Source organism: Ruegeria sp. CDSA020 (assembly GCF_059612345.1).
This window is the reverse complement of the sequence record NZ_JBXWQK010000005.1, coordinates 106,076-124,300: the sequence shown is the minus strand read 5'-3', so window position 1 is coordinate 124,300 and position 18,225 is coordinate 106,076. Positions and strand designations below refer to the sequence as shown.

General features: G+C 58.6%; 23 protein-coding genes. 10 read left to right on the top strand and 13 right to left on the bottom strand.

Features of this window, described 5'->3' with window-relative positions; genetic code table 11:
* Window positions 1-2 precede the first annotated feature (2 nt).
* The 4 genes from AC2FJW_RS10110 to yddG all read left to right on the top strand — a co-directional run bounded on the left by AC2FJW_RS10110 (window position 3) and on the right by yddG (window position 3,337).
* On the top strand, window positions 3-389 hold the full coding sequence (locus AC2FJW_RS10110; RefSeq protein WP_496749998.1) for a hypothetical protein: 387 nt from the start codon (window positions 3-5) through the stop codon (window positions 387-389).
* A 113-nt stretch (window positions 390-502) separates the two neighbouring features.
* Window positions 503-1,225, top strand: coding sequence for an acetoacetyl-CoA reductase (phbB, locus tag AC2FJW_RS10105; RefSeq protein WP_271948478.1), 723 nt, complete (start codon window positions 503-505; stop codon window positions 1,223-1,225).
* Window positions 1,226-1,526: 301 nt separating this feature from the next.
* A complete protein-coding gene (locus AC2FJW_RS10100; protein WP_496749997.1) occupies window positions 1,527-2,474 on the top strand; it encodes a transcriptional regulator GcvA in 948 nt (315 codons plus the stop codon).
* Window positions 2,471-3,337: an aromatic amino acid exporter YddG gene (gene yddG / locus AC2FJW_RS10095; protein WP_496700936.1), complete on the top strand. Its 867-nt coding sequence runs from the start codon at window positions 2,471-2,473 to the stop codon at window positions 3,335-3,337. The genes AC2FJW_RS10100 and yddG overlap by 4 nt, the downstream gene beginning before the upstream one ends.
* Here yddG and AC2FJW_RS10090 read toward each other — a convergent pair.
* The 3 genes from AC2FJW_RS10090 to AC2FJW_RS10080 form a co-directional block, all read right to left on the bottom strand.
* Window positions 3,334-3,498: a YdcH family protein gene (locus tag AC2FJW_RS10090; RefSeq protein ID WP_142635414.1), complete on the bottom strand. Its 165-nt coding sequence runs from the start codon at window positions 3,496-3,498 to the stop codon at window positions 3,334-3,336. The genes yddG and AC2FJW_RS10090 overlap by 4 nt on opposite strands.
* Before the next feature lie 121 nt (window positions 3,499-3,619).
* Complete coding sequence (locus tag AC2FJW_RS10085) at window positions 3,620-4,393, bottom strand: tRNA1(Val) (adenine(37)-N6)-methyltransferase (protein WP_496749996.1); 774 nt, start codon at window positions 4,391-4,393, stop codon at window positions 3,620-3,622.
* The gene (locus AC2FJW_RS10080) at window positions 4,390-4,605 is read right to left on the bottom strand and encodes a putative signal transducing protein (RefSeq protein ID WP_496696474.1); all 216 of its coding nucleotides are present in this window, start codon (window positions 4,603-4,605) and stop codon (window positions 4,390-4,392) included. The genes AC2FJW_RS10085 and AC2FJW_RS10080 overlap by 4 nt, the downstream gene beginning before the upstream one ends.
* Window positions 4,606-4,661: 56 nt before the next feature.
* Between AC2FJW_RS10080 and AC2FJW_RS10075 the strand changes: the two genes are divergently transcribed.
* Complete coding sequence (locus AC2FJW_RS10075; RefSeq protein WP_496709219.1) at window positions 4,662-5,660, top strand: polyprenyl synthetase family protein; 999 nt, start codon at window positions 4,662-4,664, stop codon at window positions 5,658-5,660.
* Here the strand turns inward: AC2FJW_RS10075 and AC2FJW_RS10070 are convergent.
* The 4 genes from AC2FJW_RS10070 to soxR form a co-directional block, all read right to left on the bottom strand.
* Window positions 5,653-6,474, bottom strand: coding sequence for a 4-(cytidine 5'-diphospho)-2-C-methyl-D-erythritol kinase (locus AC2FJW_RS10070; protein WP_496749995.1), 822 nt, complete (start codon window positions 6,472-6,474; stop codon window positions 5,653-5,655). The genes AC2FJW_RS10075 and AC2FJW_RS10070 overlap by 8 nt on opposite strands.
* Window positions 6,464-8,272 (bottom strand): tetratricopeptide repeat protein, encoded by a 1,809-nt coding sequence (locus AC2FJW_RS10065; RefSeq protein WP_496696595.1) that lies wholly within the window; start codon window positions 8,270-8,272, stop codon window positions 6,464-6,466. The genes AC2FJW_RS10070 and AC2FJW_RS10065 overlap by 11 nt, the downstream gene beginning before the upstream one ends.
* 7 nt (window positions 8,273-8,279) lie before the next feature.
* On the bottom strand, window positions 8,280-9,926 hold the full coding sequence (locus AC2FJW_RS10060) for an electron transfer flavoprotein-ubiquinone oxidoreductase (RefSeq protein ID WP_271948491.1): 1,647 nt from the start codon (window positions 9,924-9,926) through the stop codon (window positions 8,280-8,282).
* Window positions 9,927-10,062: 136 nt separating this feature from the next.
* Window positions 10,063-10,518 carry a redox-sensitive transcriptional activator SoxR gene (soxR, locus tag AC2FJW_RS10055; protein ID WP_142635400.1) on the bottom strand — a complete coding sequence of 152 codons (456 nt, stop codon included), beginning with the start codon at window positions 10,516-10,518 and terminating at the stop codon, window positions 10,063-10,065.
* An 86-nt stretch (window positions 10,519-10,604) separates the two neighbouring features.
* Between soxR and AC2FJW_RS10050 the strand changes: the two genes are divergently transcribed.
* From AC2FJW_RS10050 to AC2FJW_RS10040, 3 genes are all read left to right on the top strand, one after another.
* Window positions 10,605-10,985 carry a VOC family protein gene (locus AC2FJW_RS10050; RefSeq protein ID WP_496749994.1) on the top strand — a complete coding sequence of 127 codons (381 nt, stop codon included), beginning with the start codon at window positions 10,605-10,607 and terminating at the stop codon, window positions 10,983-10,985.
* 238 nt (window positions 10,986-11,223) lie between these two features.
* Window positions 11,224-11,694, top strand: a complete 471-nt coding sequence (gene greA, locus AC2FJW_RS10045; RefSeq protein ID WP_496749993.1) for a transcription elongation factor GreA — start codon at window positions 11,224-11,226, stop codon at window positions 11,692-11,694.
* A gap of 17 nt (window positions 11,695-11,711) precedes the next feature.
* On the top strand, window positions 11,712-12,704 hold the full coding sequence (locus tag AC2FJW_RS10040; RefSeq protein ID WP_142635394.1) for a hypothetical protein: 993 nt from the start codon (window positions 11,712-11,714) through the stop codon (window positions 12,702-12,704).
* On the opposite strand, the gene AC2FJW_RS10035 is transcribed toward AC2FJW_RS10040, so the two are convergent.
* The 5 genes from AC2FJW_RS10035 to AC2FJW_RS10015 are packed head-to-tail and all read right to left on the bottom strand — an operon-like array spanning window position 12,701 to window position 16,512.
* On the bottom strand, window positions 12,701-13,966 hold the full coding sequence (locus AC2FJW_RS10035) for a molybdenum cofactor synthesis domain-containing protein (RefSeq protein WP_496749992.1): 1,266 nt from the start codon (window positions 13,964-13,966) through the stop codon (window positions 12,701-12,703). The two genes, AC2FJW_RS10040 and AC2FJW_RS10035, sit on opposite strands and share 4 nt — an antisense overlap.
* Window positions 13,963-14,454, bottom strand: coding sequence for a molybdopterin-guanine dinucleotide biosynthesis protein B (gene mobB, locus AC2FJW_RS10030; protein WP_271948498.1), 492 nt, complete (start codon window positions 14,452-14,454; stop codon window positions 13,963-13,965). The genes AC2FJW_RS10035 and mobB overlap by 4 nt, the downstream gene beginning before the upstream one ends.
* Window positions 14,451-15,095 carry a molybdenum cofactor guanylyltransferase MobA gene (mobA, locus tag AC2FJW_RS10025; RefSeq protein WP_496749991.1) on the bottom strand — a complete coding sequence of 215 codons (645 nt, stop codon included), beginning with the start codon at window positions 15,093-15,095 and terminating at the stop codon, window positions 14,451-14,453. Before mobA ends, mobB begins: the two co-directional genes overlap by 4 nt.
* Entirely contained in the window at window positions 15,092-15,628 is a 537-nt protein-coding gene (locus tag AC2FJW_RS10020) for a hypothetical protein (protein WP_496749990.1), read from the bottom strand. Before AC2FJW_RS10020 ends, mobA begins: the two co-directional genes overlap by 4 nt.
* Complete coding sequence (locus AC2FJW_RS10015; RefSeq protein ID WP_496750127.1) at window positions 15,625-16,512, bottom strand: formate dehydrogenase accessory sulfurtransferase FdhD; 888 nt, start codon at window positions 16,510-16,512, stop codon at window positions 15,625-15,627. Before AC2FJW_RS10015 ends, AC2FJW_RS10020 begins: the two co-directional genes overlap by 4 nt.
* A 49-nt stretch (window positions 16,513-16,561) precedes the next feature.
* Here AC2FJW_RS10015 and AC2FJW_RS10010 point away from each other — a divergent pair, with 49 nt between their 5' ends.
* Window positions 16,562-17,272 carry an AzlC family ABC transporter permease gene (locus tag AC2FJW_RS10010; RefSeq protein ID WP_496749989.1) on the top strand — a complete coding sequence of 237 codons (711 nt, stop codon included), beginning with the start codon at window positions 16,562-16,564 and terminating at the stop codon, window positions 17,270-17,272.
* The gene (locus AC2FJW_RS10005; RefSeq protein ID WP_282021651.1) at window positions 17,269-17,601 is read left to right on the top strand and encodes an AzlD domain-containing protein; all 333 of its coding nucleotides are present in this window, start codon (window positions 17,269-17,271) and stop codon (window positions 17,599-17,601) included. Before AC2FJW_RS10010 ends, AC2FJW_RS10005 begins: the two co-directional genes overlap by 4 nt.
* Here the strand turns inward: AC2FJW_RS10005 and AC2FJW_RS10000 are convergent.
* Window positions 17,590-18,222 (bottom strand): hypothetical protein, encoded by a 633-nt coding sequence (locus tag AC2FJW_RS10000; RefSeq protein ID WP_271948503.1) that lies wholly within the window; start codon window positions 18,220-18,222, stop codon window positions 17,590-17,592. The two genes, AC2FJW_RS10005 and AC2FJW_RS10000, sit on opposite strands and share 12 nt — an antisense overlap.
* Window positions 18,223-18,225: the final 3 nt, after the last annotated feature.

Genomic DNA, 18,225 nt, shown 5'->3' with positions numbered 1-18,225 from the left:
CAATGCCTTCTCGGCCCACTCTTATTTCGGCCCTTGTGATTTGCTTTGCAGGGGCCGCAGACGCACAGAACCGTCAACCGCTTTCGACCAGCCTGACGGAGTGCAGCGTCATCTTTACAGAGCTGGCCGAGCTGAGAGCATGCCGGAACAAGGACCAAACAACCACAGACGCCGCGCTTGCCAGCGCGGCGTTATTCGTTGTGGAAGCTCGTGATCAGGCCGCAATGGAAGGCATTAAGAACCCCTACAAACACATCCAGTCCGCGCAGGTTCGATTGTCCGAGACATGGCACGTTCGCTTTGGCAATTTGGCTCTGCTGAACGAAAATAAGGACTGGATCGACTATTGCCGTGCATTGGGTAAAGATCGTGGCCTCACACTACCCTGAGGCGAAACCAAAAGCCCCAGCGCTGCGGCAACTTGCCTGCGCAATATTGTTGCGCTGGTTGGTTCGGAATAGTAACAGCATTACCAAGACGACTTAAATTGGAGGATTCCTAAATGGCACGAACAGCACTCGTCACCGGCGGTTCCCGCGGCATTGGCGCAGCAATTTCCAAGGCGCTTAAGGCCGAAGGGTACAATGTTGCAGCCACCTACGCGGGGAACGACGAAGCCGCCGCGAATTTCACCGACGAGACCGGAATCGCCACCTACAAATGGAACGTTGCGGATTATGACGAATCCAAAGCGGGCATCGAAAAGGTCGAAGCCGAGATTGGCCCGATCGACATCGTTGTTGCCAATGCCGGCATCACCAAGGACGCCCCATTCCACAAAATGACACCCGAGCAGTGGCATCAGGTGATCGACACCAACCTAACCGGCGTATTCAACACCGTTCACCCGGTTTGGCCTGGCATGCGTGAGCGCAAGTTTGGCCGTGTCATAGTCATCAGCTCGATCAACGGTCAAAAGGGTCAGTTCGCTCAGGTGAACTATGCCGCAACGAAGGCGGGCGATCTGGGAATCGTGAAGTCGCTGGCGCAGGAAGGCGCGCGCGCGGGCATCACCGCCAACGCTATCTGCCCTGGCTATATCGCAACCGAAATGGTCATGGCTGTCCCCGAGAAGGTTCGTGATTCCATTATCAGCCAGATTCCGGCGGGCCGACTGGGCGAACCGGAAGAGATCGCACGCTGCGTTGCTTTCCTGGCCTCTGAAGACTCGCAATTCATCAACGGATCGACCATCTCGGCCAATGGTGCTCAGTTCTTCGCCTAAGTTGGCTGCCAAAATGCAAGCGGACCGGTTCTAAGCAGAACCGGCCCTTCTTTTATCCCGTAAGACCGCGCGCGCTGCGATCAGCGGGAACCGAAAATCCACTTCAACACATTCAGAACCGCTTTGCCCCGCGCCTCATGCGCGCGCAGAATCGCCGATTGTGCAGCTGGATTTGTTGTCATCTCAATCATGGCAGCCTCTCAGTTCAAAACAGTTTTCCTTGACTTATGAGCAATATGAACTCTAGTTGGCAAAGCCGCAAACGAGCTTTTTTGAACGTTCAGTTAAGAATTTCTATACTATGAGCGACTACCTGCCGCCCTTGACCGCTTTGCGTGCCTTTGATGCCGCCGCCCGGCACATGTCTTTTGCCAAAGCCGCGGCAGAGCTGCATGTAACGCCTGCGGCCCTGTCCTTTCAGATCAAATCCCTTGAGGAGCATTTGGGCCGCCCTCTGTTTCACCGCCTGAACCGCGCGGTGGAGCTGACAGAGGCTGGGCGCACCCTGGCCCCGGGCGCCGCGGATGGATTTGCCACGTTACAAGCCGCATGGCGCGCCGTGAGCAGACAGGGTGACGACACTAGCCTGACCGTCACAGCGGGCCCTGCCCTGACGGCCAAATGGCTGGCGCCCCGCCTGTACGAATTTGCCCGCGCACATCCCGAAATAGATCTGAAATTCTCGGCCACGTTACGCATCATCGACCTTGAACGGGATGATGTGGATGTGGCCATTCGATTTGGCGAAGGTGCGGATAAGGGGCTGTATTCCGTGCCAGTGCGCCGGGAATGGCTGACGCCGGTCATGACGCCCGAGCTCGCCCGCCAGTTCACCACGCCGGGAAGCCTGCGGGATGCACCGTTGATCCATGACGCCTCGATCCGCTTTCTGACCCCACCCAGTGATTGGCCCGCCTGGTTCAGGGCCGTGGGCATCGCACATACCCCGACCCATGGTGCCGAGTTTTCGAACGCCGATCACGCAATTGACGCGGCTGTTGCGGGCGTTGGCGTCGCGCTTGGCCGCCGGGCCATGATCCTGAAAGATCTGACCGAAGGCACGCTGGTCGCACCTTTCAAGACCGCCATCGAAACAAAGGGGCGCTTTCGCTTCCTGTGCCTCTCGGGGGCCGAGAACCGCCCTCAGATTGCGGCGTTTCGGGATTGGTTTCTGGCCGAGATTGAAAAGACCGCACATATATCCGATGAGTTCGACATCATTCCAGTCGAGGACCTGTCAGCCGCATGACCCGAAACCGCGCCACTACTATCGGTTTTGTCGCCGTTTTACTCTGGTCCCTTCTGGCCCTGTTCACCGTCGGCTCAGCCCCCGTTCCTGCGCTGTTGCTGAATACGATCTGCTTCTCGATCGGGGGTACGCTGGGGCTAGTCTGGGCCTGGGCCAATGGCGGGCTGGGGCAGTTGCGGACCGTGCGTTGGACCACCTATCTGTTTGGCACCATCGGGTTGTTTGGCTATCACACACTCTACTTCTCGGCCCTGCGCATGGCCCCTGCAGCCGAGGCCGGGCTGATTGCCTATCTCTGGCCCCTGTTGATTGTGCTGTTTTCAGGTTTGCTACCGGGCGAGCATCTGCGTGCAGGGCACCTGATCGGAGCCTGCCTGGGCTTTGCTGGGGCCGCTGTGATCATCGCCGGGGGTGGTGGCGCAGGATTTCAGGCCAGCCACCTACCCGGTTACGGGCTGGCGCTGCTGTGCGCTCTGACATGGTCGGGCTATTCCGTTATGTCCCGTCGTCTTGGGGATACGCCCACAAGCTCTGTCGCTGTGTTCTGCATCTTTACCGCCATCGCCTCGGGTGGTCTGCATCTAGCCATCGAAGAAACCGTTTGGCCGGGCACGGCCTTTGGCTGGGCTTCGATCGCGGCACTTGGGCTGGGGCCTGTTGGTCTGGCGTTCTATGTCTGGGACATCGGGGTCAAACAAGGCGACATTCAGATTCTTGGCACCGCGTCTTATGCAGCGCCCCTGTTGTCTACCGTCGTTTTGGTGGTTGCCGGGATCGCAGCCCCATCCTGGGGTCTGGCAATCGCAGCCATCCTGGTCACCGGCGGCGCGGCCATAGCCGCGCGCGCCAGCCTTAAAAGTTAACTGGAAAGTCGCTCTATCTCTTCCTTAAGCCTTAGCTTCTGTTTCTTGAGTTGAGCGATATGGAGATCGTCGATGCCTGGCGCGCGCTGGGCTTGTTCTACTTCGAGACCGAGAGTTTCGTGCTTCTTCTTCAGTTCCGTCAGATGTGCGCTCACGCTCATGGCGATACTCCTTCATTGGTGTCTCTGAATAACGTAGGAAGTTGAGCACATCGTTTCCAGCCTGTCACGCTGCAGACGCACAGATTCTATAATAAATCTGACAAATTCGGCTGGTTGGCGCCTATTGATCCGAAAACCCGTTCAGCGCAGCACCGTCGCGCAAAACGGACGATATCTGAGAGGTATAGCTTTCGCCGTCTTTTTCGTGGCGCAAACCCTTGTGCAAAATCAGCGGGGCATGCAGTTGAAACGCAGCCCGACCGCCTTTTCTGGCCCTAAGGACCACCAATTCAGCCTTCCGACCTGCCCGCGCGGCCAGGGGCAGAACTTCGACTGAGCCAAGCCGCCCCTCACAGGCTGACAGCATGTCGGGCAACCGATCGGCCTTTTGGATCATGTGCAGATAACCCCGCGGTGCGAGGCGCTTTGCCGCACAATCGAACCAATCGCGCAACGGGGTATCCTCGCCCAAGGCAATTCCGCGACCCGAGTCCGCCGCAGGGCTGTGGGCACCGGCCAAGTAATAGGGCGGATTCGCAATCACATGATCGAACTGCTGTTGTTTCAGTTCAGCGGGCAGTTTGCTCAGATCGGCCTGCACCACTGTCAGCGCCTGCGCATTCTGATCCGCGTTGCGGGTGGCCAGATCGGCATAGGGCGATTGCAGCTCAACACCCGTGGCGTTCAATCCCGGCACGCGCGCCATCAGGCACAAGATGGCGGCACCAGCGCCACATCCCAGCTCCAGCACGGATTGCCCAGCCTTGGCCGGTACCGCTGCCGCCAGCAAGACAGGATCGACCCCGGCGCGATAGCCGGACAGGGGCTGCCAAAGCCGAACGCGCCCATTAAGAAAGTCGTTCAAACTTAGCTCTGGGTCAGTGAATTGCGTCATCGGCCCAGCGGGATCTCATTGTCGCGCATCACCCGTTCCGCGCGGGTCAAATCATCTGCCCGCACCATAAGGCGACGCGGGAAAATACCGATGCCACCTTCTAGGATGCTCATATTTACGTCCATCTGAAAGCAGTCTATATCCTCGCCCTGAAGTAGGGCGGATGCAAAGGCCAGGATCGTCGGATCAGTGCTGCGCAAAAGTTCTTTCATGGGGATGGATGTAAGGGCAAGGTGAGGCGGAAGTCGAGCCTTGTATCAGGAGTGTGATGAACATCAGCACAGTCTCAAAACCGCATGAGCGGCTGGCCGAGATTCTTTCGGGTGAAATGGACGCGGTCAATGACCTGATACGCACGCGCATGGCCTCAGAACACGCGCCCCGCATTCCCGAAGTCACCGCACATTTGGTCGAAGCGGGTGGCAAGCGCCTGCGTCCGATGCTGACACTGGCCGCGGCGCGGCTGTTCGACTATGCCGGGGACCATCATTTGCGTCTGGCGGCAACGGTTGAGTTCATCCACACCGCGACCCTGTTGCATGACGATGTTGTCGACGAAAGCGCACAAAGGCGCGGACGGCCAACAGCGAATCTGCTTTGGGACAACAAATCCAGCGTTCTGGTTGGGGATTACCTGTTCTCACGCAGCTTCCAGCTTATGGTCGAGACCGGGTCTCTTAGGGTTCTGGACATCCTTGCCAATGCGTCTGCCACGATCGCCGAGGGCGAAGTGCTACAGATGACTGCTGCAACCGATCTGGGCACGGATGAGGCCATCTATCTTCAGGTTGTGCGCGGCAAGACCGCAGCCTTGTTCTCAGCCGCAACCGAGGTGGGCGGGGTCATCGCCCAAGCGTCAGAGGCCCAGGTCAAGGCGCTCTTCGATTATGGCGATGCGCTGGGGATTGCCTTCCAGATCGCTGATGACCTGCTGGATTATCAGGGCGACAGCAAAGCGACCGGCAAGAATGTCGGCGACGACTTTCGCGAGCGTAAGCTGACGCTGCCAGTGATCAAGGCGGTGGCGCAGGCCACCCCCGAAGAACGCGCCTTCTGGCAGCGCACCATCGGTAAGGGTCGTCAGGAAAGCGGTGATCTCGAAACCGCTCTTGGCCTTATGGGCAAATACGGCACGCTTGCGGCGACGCGAAAAGATGCGCTTGGCTGGGCCAACAAGGCTAAGGCGTCGCTAGGCATCCTGCCCGACCATGAGATCCGCACCCTGCTGAGCGATTTGGCAGACTTCGTTGTCGCGCGCCTTAGTTAAGCTGAACCGCACGGCACCACCAGTCGGGATGGGCTGCTCCAATCTCATAGGCGGCGAAATGGGCGGCTTTCATCGTCGGATACAGCGCGAAACAGGTCGATCCTGACCCCGACATGCGCGCCAACAACGCCGCTTTTGTATCGCTCAGCGCGTCCAGCACCTGCGCGACGTCGGGAGCCAGAGAAGTGGTTGGACCTTCCAGGTCGTTTCGCTGTTTCCCCAGCCATTCGGCACAATCCTGAGGCCCCTCAAATACGGGTATTTCCTCTGCCATAGGCGGGTTTTCCCTGCATTGCAAAGCCGCGAAAATAGCAGGGGTTGGAACCTCTACGCCAGGGTTGACCAACAAGGCCGGTAGATGCGGGAGCGTGACTGGGTCCAAACGTTCTCCGATGCCGCGCATACGGCTGGGACTGGCCGCCGCGCAAACAGGAACATCCGCCCCTAGGCGCAGCGCAGTTCCCGGCGGGATAGCTCCACCCTCATCTTCTATCATCCGCAAAGTTGCGGCGGCATCGGAAGAACCGCCACCGATCCCGCCCCCATGCGGCAGCACTTTGTTCAGGTCAATATGCCCAGTCCAGCCTGCAGCCTCGGCGGCTTTCCACACCAGATTGCGACTATCGCTTGGCACACCCGCCGCATGTTCGCCGGTGACAGAGATCGACAGCGCCTCACCCGCGGTGAAATGCAGCGTATCGCACAGATCGGCAAACACCACGAGCGAATCCAACAGGTGATAGCCGTCCACGCGCTGGCCGGTGACGTGCAAGGTAAGGTTGATCTTGGCGGGCGCGAAAGCCTTAGCCTTCATTGGCGACCTTCAGCGGCGCGGCACCTTCTTCGATCAGAACCTCGTCCAGCCCGACCTCGATCTTGCGGCGAATACGCTCTGGGTCGGCCTCACCATCGGCGTCTTCGAGGTCAATGAAAGACAATGCCCGCTTCCACTGGAACTCGGCTTCGCGTGCGCGGCCCACGGCCCAGTAAACGTCACCCAGGTGATCATTCACCACTGGGTCTACCGGCATCAACTCGACGGCACGCTCCATATGCTCGACCGCCTCTTCATAGCGGCCCAGTCGAAACAGAACCCATCCCAAGCTGTCGACGATATAGCCGCTACCAGGGCGTGCGGCGACGGCGCGTTCGATCATGCCAAGCGCTTCGTCCAGATTTTCGCGCCGTTCTACAAGCGAATAACCCAGATAATTCAGGACCTGCGGTTGGTCGGGGTTAAGTTCTAGCGCACGGCGGAAATCGGCCTCAGCATTGTCCCACTGCTTTAGTCGCTCGTACGAGATACCACGGGCGTAGTGCAGGAACCAGTTGCCGCCACCATCGGCATCAATCAATTCAATCGCTGTGCTATAGGTTTCGACAGCCGCAGCATAGTTTTCTTCACGTCTTTGCAAATCAGCCAGCGCCACGTGAACACTTGGCAGATCCGGTCTCTGCGTCGCAAGGGTCTGCAAGACTTCTTCCGCCGCATCGGTTTTGCCTGCCGTGACAAGCACCTCGGCCCGGCCCAGTTCAGCAGCGTGATAGTCACTGCTGCTCGCGGGCACTTTGCGATAGGCTTCGACGGCAAGATCGTATTGCTCCAACTCGTCCAAAAGTTCGGCACTCAACAAGATTGCGTCCACGTGATCCGGGCGCAGAAAGGCTGCGACCTGCGCATAAAGCAGGACGTAATTCTCAGCCGCCTCACTGCTGAGCGCGGCTCCCACGGAAAAGAACACTTCTGCGATACCGTCCTGCGATGTGCGGACATGAGTAAAGGGCAGCGTTTCGCCAGCGCTCAGACGCGATTCGTACCCTTCAATCGAGGGATCAGAGCCCGACTCGAACACGTCATCCAGAAACTGCAGCGCATCCTCATTGCGGTCCAGCTGCGACAGAACCTCGGTCCGTGCCAGCGCTGCGCGGCGGGTAAATCGCGCCACAACACCATTATCGGCCGCAAAGACTGCCTCGGCACCTTCAAAGTCTCCGACCGAGGCCAGTGCCAAAGCTTTGTGGTAAAGCGCGAACTCGCGCAGACCTTCCTGCGCTGCAACTTGGTCAAACTGCTCCAGCGCGCTGGTCATCGCACCCTGGCCCATATGGGCCCAGCCCAATATTAACCCGTCAACCAGCGGCCCGACGCCTTGCGTTTCGGGGTCGCGGGCAAGCAGTTCATCCAGCTTGCCTTCAGCCACCAGATTAGCGGCAATCGCCATTTTCGCGGGCTGGTTGGGCAGGCCTAACTCTTCGATGGTTTGGGCAATCGGCAAAGCGCGCTTAACCTCGCCCAGCGACAAGCGCGCAACGACGACATTCTCCAGCAACCGGTCGTTTTGAGGATCTGCGCGCAATGCTTGCGCAAAATATTTCTCAGCCGCCGTATAGTCGTCCTGAAAAATCGCCTGACGCCCGGCAAGATACGCACCGAACCCAGTGTCGGCATAAGCCGGAATGGCGAATGACGTGGTAAACAGCACAGCCAGCGCTGTGCGACGAATGAGAAAAGTCACCAAATTCCTGCCTTGCGATTGTCGGTTGCGCAATAAGCTAGGGCTTTGACCAGAAAGAGGCAATGGCAGAGCCTTCACGACGCCGCCATTGCCCATTTTTCGCTTACATATTGGGATAGTTCGGACCATCCCCTCCCTGCGGCGTGGTCCAGGTGATATTCTGGCTGGGATCTTTGATGTCGCAGGTCTTGCAGTGAACGCAGTTCTGAAAGTTGATCACGAATCGCGGACCATTTTCATCCTCGACCATCTCATACACGCCCGCCGGGCAATAGCGCTGCGCCGGTTCGTCGAATTCGGGCAGATTGACACTGACCGGAATCGCCGGGTCCGACAGTTTTAGATGGCAAGGCTGACTTTCCTCGTGGTTCGTCATCGCGAACGAGACGTTGGTCAGGCGGTCGAAGGACAGCGTGCCATCCGGCTTTGGATAGTCGATCGGTTTATGTTTACTGGCTTCTTCAGTCGATTCCGCGTCGTTCTTGCCGTGGCCCAGAGTGCCAAACAGCGAAAAGCCCAGAGTGTTTGTCCACATGTCCAAACCGCCCAGCGCCAGCGAGGGCATCAGACCCCACTTCGACCACATCGGTTTGACGTTGCGCACTTTCTTGAGGTCTTTTCCGATGGCACCTTCGCGAACATCTGCTTCATAGACAGTCAATTCATCGCCCGAACGCTCGGCTTTGATGGCATCAAATGCCGCCTCGGCCGCAGCTTTGCCAGACAGCATCGCGTTGTGGTTGCCCTTGATGCGCGGCACATTGACCATGCCCGCCGAACAGCCCAGCAGCGCCACGCCTGGCGCGACCAGCTTGGGCATCGATTGATATCCACCCTCAGTAATCGCACGAGCGCCATAAGCCACGCGCTTGCCGCCTTTCAGCAGCTCGGCCACCATCGGATGATGCTTAAAGCGCTGAAATTCCATATAGGGGTACAGGTGCGGGTTCTTGTAATTCAGGTGAACCACAAACCCGACATAGACCTGATTGTTTTCCAGGTGATAGATGAACGACCCGCCGCCCGCGTTGCTGCCCAGGGGCCAGCCCATTGTATGGGTGACGGTGCCTTCCTTGTGCTTGGCCGGGTCGATCTCCCAGATCTCTTTCATGCCGACGCCGTATTTCTGGACTTCTTTTCCGGCTTGCAGATCGTATTTCGCGATCACTTCCTTGGACAGCGACCCGCGCACACCTTCGGACAAGAAGACATATTTGCCGTGCAGCTCCATGCCCGGCTCGGTGTTCGGGCCGTAGGAGCCATCGGCCTCAAGGCCGAAGACACCGGCAACAACGCCTTTGACTTCGCCATTGTCGCCATAGACCAGCTCGGAACAGGCCATGCCGGGGAAGATTTCCACGCCCAGCTCTTCGGCCTGTTCAGCCATCCAGCGGCAGACATTGCCCATCGAAACGATATAGTTGCCGTGGTTGTTCATCAGCGGCGGCATCGGGAAGTTCGGAATGCGGATTTTTCCGGCCTCACCCAGCATATAGAAGTTATCTTCGGTGACCGGCGTGTTCAGCGGCGCACCTTTTTCCTTCCAGTCCGGTATCAGCGCATCCAGGCCGCACGGGTCCAGCACCGCACCTGACAAGATATGCGCACCCACCTCTGAGCCCTTTTCCAGAACGACGACGTTCAGATCGGCATCCAGCTGTTTCAGACGGATGGCCGCCGACAGTCCCGCGGGGCCGGCGCCCACGATCACCACGTCATATTCCATCGCTTCGCGTTCAATCTCGGCCATTGCGGGCTCCTTCGCTAACTTTCCGAATTGGCGCATCTAACGCACGGTCGGCGCAATTTTGTTTCACGGCTGATTACATGCTGGGAAAGCCACAGGTCAATCGAAACACGGCGTAACTATGCCGCTATGCGGCAGATCACGTGTCCGGAGTGTCACCCATCAGGTATCTGGGGCCACTTCCCTTGGATTTGGCACGGTCATCAGGATTGTAAAGAGCACATTTGGGCAAACTAAGGCACCCACAGCCAATGCATCCGTCCAGATTGTCACGCAGGCGCATCAACGTATCGATTCGCTGATCCAGATGCGACCGCAGATCCTTGCTGATGTTTTTCCAATCCTGCGGCGTTGGTGTACGATTTCCGGGCAAGCCGGACAGGACTTCTCGGATTTCGGGCAGGGTTAATCCGAATTGCTGCGCTATCATCACAAAACTCAACCGTCTTATGTCGGCGCGCTGATATCGCCGCTGCCCACCCGCATTGCGCCATGGGGCAATCAGACCCTGCGCCTCGTAATATCGGATCGCTGAAACCGCCAGCCCGGTGCGCTGGGCCAAAGCGCCTATTGCCAGCCCCTCTGAAATCGCCATCTCGCCCTCAAAAAATTCCTTGACCTAAAGTTAGGTTTAGAAATTACGGTGAGTCGGGACAAGCCTCAAATTGAATAGGAGATCCCATGATGGCGACACTTGAACACACCAATTTCACCGTCCGCGACCCGCAGGCTTCGGCAAAATGGATGCAGGACGTCTTCGGTTGGAAAACCCGCTGGGAAGGCCCTGCAATCGCGGGTGGCTATACCGTGCATGTCGGTAGCGCACATACCTACCTGGCGCTTTATGCACCCAGCGATCCCAAACCCTCGAGTGAAAGCAGCTATGACATCATCGGGGGGCTGAATCATGTCGGCGTTCTGGTCGAAGACATCGACGCAACCGAAGACAAGGTGGTCAAAGCAGGTTTCACCCCCAAGTCGCATGCAGATTACGAGCCCGGCAGGCGGTTCTATTTCGATGATGAGAACGGCATCGAGTTTGAAGTGGTGCAATATGCTTGAAACACTCTGGATGGCCTCAACCACCTGGAAATGGCAGCGCGGTCAGCTGTTTGGTCAGCGTAACAGGTGCCCACGGCGCCCAATCCAACGGCGTTAAGTCGCAAATCCAGCTTGCTGTCTTCTTTGACCTCTTGCATTTCACGCATCATTTGGGTCAGGTATTTGCCAACCCATCAAATCGCCCCGACGCTGGTTCCATGCGGCGGGGCGTTACAATTTCAGCGTGGACGACAAGAATATGGAAAAAATTCCCATGACGCCTGCGGGCAATGCTGCGCTTCAGGCCGAACTCAAGAACCTAAAATCCGTCGAGCGGCCAGCTATTATCGAAGCCATCGCCTCGGCCAGGGAACTGGGTGACCTGAAAGAAAACGCCGAATATCATTCGGCCCGGGAAAAGCAGGGTTTTATCGAAGGCCGCATCAAAGAGTTGGAAGGCATCCTTTCACTGACCGATGTGATCGACCCTGCCAAACTGTCCGGTGCTATCAAATTTGGCGCCAAGGTCACGCTTGTTGACGAAGACACTGAAGAGGAAAAGACCTGGCAGATTGTAGGGGAATATGAGGCCAATATCGAAGCCGGCCTGCTGAACATCAAATCCCCTATTGCCCGCGCCCTGATTGGAAAGGACGAAGGCGACAGTGTCGAGGTACGCACACCTGGCGGCGTACGTTCTTATGAAGTCCTGAGTATCACCTACGCCTGAGCCCCGGAGCGTTCCCAATGTCCGAGCCTACGCCAGAGCAGGAAGCCAATCGGCCAACCTCACTGGGCATATATGATAGGCCAACCAAGCCTTCGATAACCGAGATCGAAATTGCAGCCGTCGCCCTCAGCGTGATCTGGCTGATCGTCTCGGTTGTTTTTCTGGTGCTGCCCGACGAGGTCGACGGCGGAGGCTTTGTCGTGACCTTGCTGGCGGTCTTTATGCCGGTGGCGATGATCTGGGTCGCAGCAATGGCCATGCGCGCCAGCCGGATCATGCGCGAGGAAAGCGCACGACTACAAACCTCGATTGACGCCATCCGAAACGCATATATCGCTCAGCAACAGCGATCTTCCAGCACCTATGAGCCAGCCGTATCCAAAAAGCTGGATCAGATCGCGGAAACGGCCAAGAAAGCCGAAAGCGCGCTGGCCACGTTTTCAACCAAGCGCAGGGAACCCGCACAGCAACCGACAGCCGTGGGGAACGGCGATCAGACTTCGCTGGAGCTGGGTACACAAGCCGGGGATATCGTGCCCCCGCTTGGCACCGACATCTTTATCCGTGCGCTGAATTTTCCGGAAACACAGGAAGATACCGAAGGCTTTGATGCTCTACGGCTGGCGCTCAAGGACCGCAAGACAGCCAAGCTTGTACAGGCCTCTCAGGACGTGCTGACCCTGCTCAGCCAAGAGGGCATCTATATGGATGACCTGCGCCCTGACATGGCCCGCCCCGAGATCTGGCGGCAATTTGCGCAGGGTGGGCGCGGACGGGCTGTCGCGGCCTTGGGCGGCATTCGCGACCGCTCCTCGCTGGCGCTGACTTCGGCCCGGATGAAGCAGGATCCCATTTTCCGGGACGCCGCCCATCACTTTCTGCGCCGGTTCGATCACATGATCATCGAGTTTGAACCCCGTGCCAGCGATGCAGAGTTGACCGCTTTGGGGGATACAAGAACCGCGCGGGCCTTCATGTTGCTGGGGCGTGTGGCCGGAACCTTCGACTAGATTCCGAAACTTCCATAGGGGATGAACCGGACAAGATCGCCCGGTTGGACGTGGCGCGCGCCGTCTTCGATCTCGACCAGCCCTTCGGCCCAGCTTAGCCCGCTGATCCGCCCGGACCCTTCCGAGTTGAAAACTTCGGCTTTTCCGTCTCGGATACGGGCCCGCAGATATTCCCGCCGCCCGGGTTTCTTGCGCTTATCAAAGGCGGCAGGCAGATCGAACCCCTGCGGGTCCCGCCAGCCCTCGCCAGCCATCAGGCCCAGCGCCGGGCGGGCAAAGATTAGGGTGCAGACCAATGCCGCTACTGGATTGCCGGGCAGTCCGAAAACCGGCACTCCGTCCCAAACCCCCAAAGCCAGAGGTCGCCCCGGTTTCAGGGCAATACGCCATTCCTGCATCGCTCCGGCCTGCCGCAACAGCGCGGAGACATGGTCTTCGTCCCCTGCCGACGCGCCGCCGCTAGTCAGAACAACATCCGCCTCTTTCGCAGCTTCGTTCAGCCGCTCGCGCAGGGTTTCACGATCATCGGCAACGCGGCCCATATCCAGTGGCTGGAATCCCATCCGCTGGATCAGAGCCAGCAACATTGGGCGATTGGCATCGTAGATTTGCCCTGGCTCAACAACCTCGCCGGCCTCGACTAGCTCATCCCCCGTTGACAGGACGGCCACCCGCAGAGCTTTGCGAACCAGCAGATCACCAGCACCCGTCGCGGAGAGAAGGGCCAGATCGGCAGGTGTCAACCGGCGTCCAGCGGGCAAAGCCAGATCACCTCCAACCACATCTTCGCCCGCATTGCGGGTATTGGCACCCTGTTTCAGGGGGCCGCGAAAGGCGATATGCCCGTCCTGAACTGTCACGTCCTCTTCCAGAATAACGGTGTCCACCCCAACGGGCAGGGCCGCACCAGTCAGAATCCGTATGGCGTGGCCGGGCGCAAGCTGACCATCAAAGGGAACACCAGCCGCAGCACGCCCGTCTTGCAGCGGCATCACCTGAGGCCCATCCGGAACCGGACCGGCAAAGCCATAGCCATCTACCGCCGTATTTGCCTGCGGCGGGTTCGAACGTTGGGCATATACATCGGCGGCCAAAATCCGACCTGCGGCTTGTGCCAACGGAACGGTTTCAGCCCCCATCACGACCGAAAGGCGGTCGCGCAGCAGGGCCAACGCCTCGTCAACCGGCGTCCAGCTCACGCCCGCAGGCAAGGCAAAACAATCGTTGCGCAAGGGCGGTGGGGCAATGTCCGGTTTGCTCATAATCCTACCTCTTGCAGAATGAACCCTGCGATGGCTGCGGTGTCGTCCAGATCAAAAACCGGACGGTCGAAGTTCAGCTCTGTGTCACTGGCAACCGCGCGCACAGTTTCGTTCTCGGCCGCAATCAACGGATTTCCAGCGGCCACCCGATACGCTTCGACCTTGGGGTGGGCTTCGCGTTTGAACCCCTCGATCAGCACAAGATCAACCGGAGCCAAGCGTGCCAGCAGATCAGAGAGAGGCGGCTCGGGTGCGCCGCGCAGTTCCTGCATCATCGCAATGCGCTTGCCGGACGCCAACAGCACCTCGGACGCACCGGCTTCTCGATGGCGGAAACTGTCCGTGCCGGGCTGGTCGACATCGACGGCGTGATGGGCATGTTTGACGGTCGAAACCGAAAAGCCACGCGCGGTGATCTCGGCCACCAAACGCTCCATCAGGCCGGTCTTGCCCGCGTTTTTCCAGCCGGTGACGCCATAGACCTTCATGCCTGCTCCAGCAGCTTTTGCGCCCGCGCCAGATCGTGGGGTGTGTTGACATTGAAGAAGGGATCAAACGGCTCCGCCGGAAACAACGCCTCACGCCCATCATGTTTATCGGTCCACAGCACAACCTTGCGCAGCCCGTCATTCAAGGCGCCCCGCAAATCATCTCGCAACGCGACAGGCCAGAGGCCAAATGTCGGATGCCGATTGACCCGTTTGCCGCCGCCGGATTTCAGTGCTTCATCCCCCGTTCGAGGCGTAGTCGCCAGCACCAACGGATGGGTTTGCCCTTGAGCAGCATCCGTTAGGCGCGCCACAAGATTGCGCGGAAAAAACGGCGTGTCGGCAGCGGCGGTGACGATACTGTTGGCGCCCTGTTCTGCTGCCCAATCGAGCCCCGCCAGCACACCCGCCAGAGGCCCGGCGAAACCTTCAATCGTGTCGGGAAGAACCGGCAGGTTGAGGTCGGCGAACCGTTCGGGATCACCATTGGCATTCAGCGCCAGACCGACCACCTGCGGGCCAAACCGGTCAATGACATGAGACAGCAGGCTCTGCCCACCGACTGTCAGCAAGCCTTTGTCGCCACCACCCATCCGAGTGGCAAGGCCTCCTGCGAGGATGATGCCGAGGGGGCGGGTCATTTGATCTCCTCAGGCGCGGGCCATTTCCTGAATTTCTGGGAGGGCAGGAAGAACAATGGACAGACGGCCAATCCGAATGCTGTAAACCAAATAATTGCAGGCCACCCCGTCAATTCGGCCGCCTTGTAACTCAGGCTATAGTGGGCTGGCAAAAACACTAAGACGGCCCCAACAGCAAAGATAAGACCAAAACAGCGCCGATACGTGCGCACCGCCTTTCTGACCTCATCTGGTATCCCGGCAAACTCAGGCAGACCGTGCATCAAAACCCGCTGAAGCACGAGTGCTTGTTTTTGAGACAACTCCGCCCATGCCTGCCAACCAAGCCGAAAGGGGGCAGCGATGTTCCAAATGCTGATGTATTTCTCTGGCGCCCACCCCAGACGGTCACGCAGGTTGACGTCCAATTGCGCCATACCCTCAATGATCGCGCGTTTCGACCGCTCAAGGAGCCAGAACACATAGACCATCAATGGCAGCAAGCCCAATGTCGCGACGAATAAAATAAATAAACCAAAGACTTCCAAAATCATTCCGCACTCTTCCGTCTATGCTTTTTATCTTCGACCGCCACTGTCGACGGGTCCACATCCCGCACCAGTCGATCCTCGCCCGCAAGGCACACGAACCGCTGCCCCCGCATACGGCCGATCAGCGTCAGGCCAACCTCACACGCGATTTCGACACCCCAGGCGGTGAACCCTGATCGTGACGCCAGAACCGGGATGCCCATCATTGCAGTCTTGATGACCATTTCCGAGGTCAGGCGGCCTGTGGTGTAGAGGATCTTGTCCTCGGCCCCCACATTTTCGGACAGCATCCAGCCAGCGATCTTGTCGACCGCGTTGTGACGTCCCACGTCCTCCATGTAGACCAACGGTCGGTTTTCCCGACACAGGACCGTGCCGTGAATTGCACCAGCCTCAAGATACAATGAAGGGGTTCGGTTGATCTTGGCCGCAAGATCATACAGCCACGATGTGCGGACCTGAACCTGCGGCAGGCGCACGTCCTCCAGCCCTTCCATCATGTCACCAAACACAGTGCCGACCGCGCAGCCGCTGGTTCGGGTCTTTTTCTTCAGCTTGTCCTCATATGAGGTTTCGCGCGCGGTGCGCACCACCACGGTTTCCAGATCGTCATCGTAATCCACGCCGGTAATGTCATCATCGGCTAACAGCATCCCCTGATTGCGCAGGAACCCCAGCGCCAGATATTCAGGGTAATCGCCGATTGTCATTGCAGTCACGATTTCCTGCGCGTTGAGGAAAATCGTCAGGGGGCGTTCCTCGACAACCGAGATCCGGCTGACCGCGCCATTCTGGTCGATGCCTTCGACCGCACGGGTCAGGCGGACCGCGCCAGGATCAGGGGCGATGATGTAGTCGGTGGCATCCGGTTTCGTGGCCAATTGCAACCCTTTCCCAAGATCGCTACTGCTGTTGGCGATACCATAGGAATTTGCCATGGCTTACACCACATCCAAGTCATACTTCTGGAAGGGTTTTCGTGATGGAGCGCCGTTTATCTTTGTGGCAATTCCGTTCGGCACCCTTTTCGGCGTATTTGCGACCGAGGCTGGGCTGGATATTGTCCAGACAATCGCCTTTTCGGCGGCTGTCTTTGCCGGGGCGGCCCAGTTCACCGCCCTGCAGCTGTTGCAGGACAACACACCCAGCCTGATCGTTCTGGCATCGGCCCTGGCGGTTAACCTACGCGTGGCAATGTATTCGGCCTCACTGACACCTTATCTTGGGGCGGCCCCCCTGTGGCAGCGGGCCTGCGCCGCTTATCTGACGGTCGATCAGTCCTATGCCTGCTCCATTGTACAGTTCGAAAAAGAGCCGGATATGACCGTGCCGCAGCGCATGGCCTATTTCTTTGGCTCGGTCACACCGATCACGCCGCTTTGGATTTTGGCAACTTATCTGGGCGCAGTTTTGGGTGCACAGATTCCAGAAAGCTGGGCGCTGGATTTTGCACTTCCGATCACATTCCTGGCAATGATCGGGCCGATGATAAGGACGCTTGCCCATGTCATCGCCGCCTTAGTCGCCATAACCGTTGCTCTGTTGACCGTAGGCGTGCCGTTCAACCTGGGCCTGCTGATCGCCGGGACCGCCGGGATGATCGCAGGGGCGCAGGCCGAATTGATGTTAGAGCGGAATAGGCCATGACACAGATTGATCCGGTGACCATGTGGAGCATTATCGTTGGCTTGGCGATTGGCAGCTTTGCCCTACGCTTTACCTTTATCGGCATCGTCGGAGACCGCCCGATGCCACCCTGGTTGTTACGCCACCTGCGCTATACCGCCGTAGCCATCGTTCCGGCCCTGATTGCGCCGCTGGTGGTCTGGCCAACCGCGACGGGTGGTCAGCCCGACGTGCCGCGCATGGCCGCCGCAGCGGTTGCTTTGTCGGTTGGTGTCATCACAAAAAACGTGGTCATTGCCATCTTTGCCGGGGCGGGCACGCTCTATGGCTTGCTGTACCTATTGGGTTGAGGCCGCTTCCAACTGGTTCAGGCGCGCATTGTTCGAGGCCAAGCCGGCCTGCAGGTCAGCATCGTCATTCTCGCGGTATTCGGTGGTCACGACGCCGGGGAGTTCACCGAACTGATCGGACAGCTTGACCGGGTAGAAGGTCGTATTGATCTGCTCGAAACCCGGCACCTGCTGCAATAGCTGCGAGGTTGAGTTGGCGCAAAACGCTTCGGATACAGGGCCCATCTGCTTGGCCAGTTGCAGGGCAATTTCGGCCTGCTGTGGTGTCACCTGAATCGTCTGGATACGCGCATAATGCGTTTCGCGCGCGTGGCTGCTGCGATAAGCGCGTTCGACATTCGGCGTGATGCCATACAGAACATCGTTCCGGATCGGCACTACATCGGCGCGAAACGATCCGGCGGGGTCAAAGATTACCCTCTCGCTGCCGCTTATCATCAGCGAGGTATGCGCCCCCGAACCGGTCCGGGTGCTGATCATGGTATAGAGCGTCAGTGTTGATGGTCCCGGATCACGATAGGAACGGGCCACAACTTCGGTCTGATCGGCCTGCGGACGCTGCGAACCGGCGCAGCCAGCCACTGTTGCTGCCAGCAGGCAGGCAATCACAAATCTGATCACGGC